The organism is Pedobacter sp. CG_S7 (assembly GCF_040544395.1).
In the GTDB taxonomy this organism is placed as follows: Bacteria; Bacteroidota; Bacteroidia; order Sphingobacteriales; family Sphingobacteriaceae; genus Pedobacter.
Genome location: NZ_JBEONS010000087.1, coordinates 1 through 2,761, shown reverse-complemented (window position 1 = coordinate 2,761; position 2,761 = coordinate 1). Strand labels below are relative to the sequence as shown.

Annotated in this window: 4 protein-coding genes; all 4 read right to left on the bottom strand. The window is 36.1% G+C overall.

All coding sequences use genetic code 11. The features are described from left to right. Positions 1 to 57: 57 nt before the first annotated feature. A complete protein-coding gene (locus AAKU52_RS17285; RefSeq protein WP_354335877.1) occupies positions 58 to 717 on the bottom strand; it encodes a trypsin-like serine peptidase in 660 nt (219 codons plus the stop codon). Between the two features lie 185 nt (positions 718 to 902). Then, positions 903 to 1,331 (bottom strand): hypothetical protein, encoded by a 429-nt coding sequence (locus AAKU52_RS17280; protein ID WP_354335875.1) that lies wholly within the window; start codon positions 1,329 to 1,331, stop codon positions 903 to 905. Position 1,332: 1 nt separating this feature from the next. Further along, on the bottom strand, positions 1,333 to 1,647 hold the full coding sequence (locus tag AAKU52_RS17275) for a lipocalin-like domain-containing protein (RefSeq protein ID WP_354335873.1): 315 nt from the start codon (positions 1,645 to 1,647) through the stop codon (positions 1,333 to 1,335). A 16-nt stretch (positions 1,648 to 1,663) separates the two neighbouring features. Beyond that, entirely contained in the window at positions 1,664 to 2,578 is a 915-nt protein-coding gene (locus tag AAKU52_RS17270) for a zinc metalloprotease (RefSeq protein ID WP_354335871.1), read from the bottom strand. Positions 2,579 to 2,761 lie beyond the last annotated feature (183 nt).

Here is a 2,761-nt window from a genome sequence, read left to right as displayed (position 1 = left end):
AATTCGACACTTTTGGTCAAAAAAACCCAAAACTAAAAAAACAAAAAATCCAAAAAGTTAATATAATTCTGACTTGTTGCTTTTGCAACGGTCTTCATCTGCATTATACCTGGGGATACCAGCATGATGAACGGCTACAACTTCCCAATTATCATTAAATACCGGTGCACCTGATGAACCACTTTTTGTATCAGTAACATACCTTATAAATTTTGGCAAGGAGAGATTGGTCACTTCATTTTGGCGTATAGCAACTTTTTTCATTTTTCCATCCGGATGTTGGATAATGGAAACATAATTCCCTTCTTTGGTTTTACCAAGATTAGGATTTAATTTCAGGTAATTAAATTCAGCTAAATATCCAGAACCATTAGCCGCCTGTTCTTCCACCCAAATGATGCTATAATCGAGTTCTTCGTTGGTATAGAATAATTTTAAAGGCTTGAAACGAAATATTTTCAAAGAAAGTGGCAGATCATTTGTACCAATTTCAAAATTAAACTCCGCTAAAGAGTATTCAGCATAAGTTGAACTGGGTAGAACATGGTTATTGGTAATTAAAATATGTGCAGCAATAAGGAAACCCGTTCCAAAACCTTCCAGACCATTTACTGAATTGATATGAATGCGACAAACTGATTTAGAAGCCAAAACACCCTTTTCTAAATAATTGACATCAAGGGTATCATCGCCATTAATAACCCTTTCTCTTAACAAGAGGTCGTTAATTAAGGAGGTAATATTTAAATTATTCTCTTTTAAGTAGTTGCTTACTTGTTTAGGATGAATAATAGACTTTACAGCGGCAATATCTTCGCTGAAATTTAACTGAAACCGATGTTTTGTTTTTTCGACCTGCTCAATAAACTTTTAAAATGTATTCATCCTGATCACTCAATTAATCATTTACCTTTTTTTAGCACCTCTTCTATTAATCCTATTTTTTCTCTAATACCGGCTATTTTATCATTTTTTACGGTTTTACTAAATGATTCAACCGCAGTCAAACCGAGTTCTCCATCCAATTGCCGGGCCTCTTCTTTCACCTCAGCTACTAATTTTAATACCAATGATTTTTCAGAAATACTAAGTTCCTGCAAACGTGGTAACGCAAAAACTAAAAGAGAAAATAGAGCTGCCAGGATAAAATACGGTAATGCTTGTTCCTGATTGGGAGCTTTAATGGGGTCTGCATTGGGTTTTGCTATTGTCGCATTTCTTACCATCCTTTGATTAACCCTTGCAGGATAAATATTTACCTGTAAAACCATAAATGCAGCGACAAAAATACTTAACGGAAATACTAACCAGATATAATGAATAGTTTTCATTTTAATTGTCTTTTTTGAGCACCAATTTTTCAGGAGTAACTTCCTTCACATGATATACCCTCCCTGTACCATCGCTCCTGTTAATCACTAAATCATCTCCTTGAAGTTTCCACGCGCCAGCTTTTGATTGGGGCACATCATTTCTGCCAATTGGCGTATCAACAACTTCACCATTTTCTTTAAGATCAAACTGCATCCTTCCTCTAGACCTGACGAAAACAAAACCTTCTGGCCTGTAAACCATTTCATTTTCAGTATCCTCCTCAAAAGAATGTGTCCATTTCCGGTTCAAATATTTGGGGTTAAAGATGGCCATTGAGCTTGATTTTTGGTTACCTATTGAATAAAGAAGCCCTGGGGCCATTCAAAGTGGCATTCATCCTTGCTGCCTGCCCACCAGTGAACTTAAACATAGCATTGTCGTCAACGTAATCCATGTAATTCATAAACATATCTCCATTGGGCTGGTTATTGCAGGATATTTTAGGAAATGTAGGATTTTGATAATTAGGCCCCAATTGATTGGGGGTGTCTTCTACATTATCTGAATCTGAACAGCTATTAGATCTACCATCTCCAAAAATATGCGACAAATTGAAGTAATGACCAATTTCATGGGTGGCTGTTCTGCCAGAATTAAAGGGTGCGCTTGCGGTTCCTTCCGTCCCGAAAGCACGAAAATCAATCACTACACCATCGGTTTCCGGAGGCCCTCCCGGAAATTGTGCATAGCCAAGAATAGAATTACCAAGGTTGCACACCCAGATATTTAGATAATGAGTTGTTGGCCAGGGTGATTTACCTCCAAGACCATTGTCTTTCATCGCATTATCAGTTCCAAAGGAAATAATATTGGTTTGAGTTCTTGTAATTCCATTGGTATTTGCTGTATCCGGATTAGTTTTTGCTAGCTCAAATTCAATAAATGAATCAGTAACCAGGTTAGTCCATATTTGCGGGACTTTTTGCTTATCTGTATTCATCGCTCTAAAATCTTTATTCAGGACATTTATCTGGCTATAAACCTGAGCATCACTTATGTTTTCAGTTTCAGTATGATAAACAACATGGACAACGATTGGTATCTTAGCTGGTTCACTGAGTCTAAAAGAACTATTCTTTTCCAAAAGAAAATTAATGTCATTCTCAATTGAAGCTTGTGCCCTTCTATATTCAGGGAAAGCTTCTACCTGTCGGTTATAGACCTCCATTGTTGCGCATTGCCTTATTTTATTGTCGCCCGCCATAATGATATGATTTCAAATAAATAAATTGGTGTATTTGAATAGCTATTTGATATTAAATTTACCTATTTATTATCACAAGAACTCTAATTAGTAACTACTCAGGTACTTTAAAAGATTTGACTGTTTTCAGCCCTTGTAATCGTTGTTAGTTTAGGGGCAGTTTCAAAATTCAAATAAAATGGC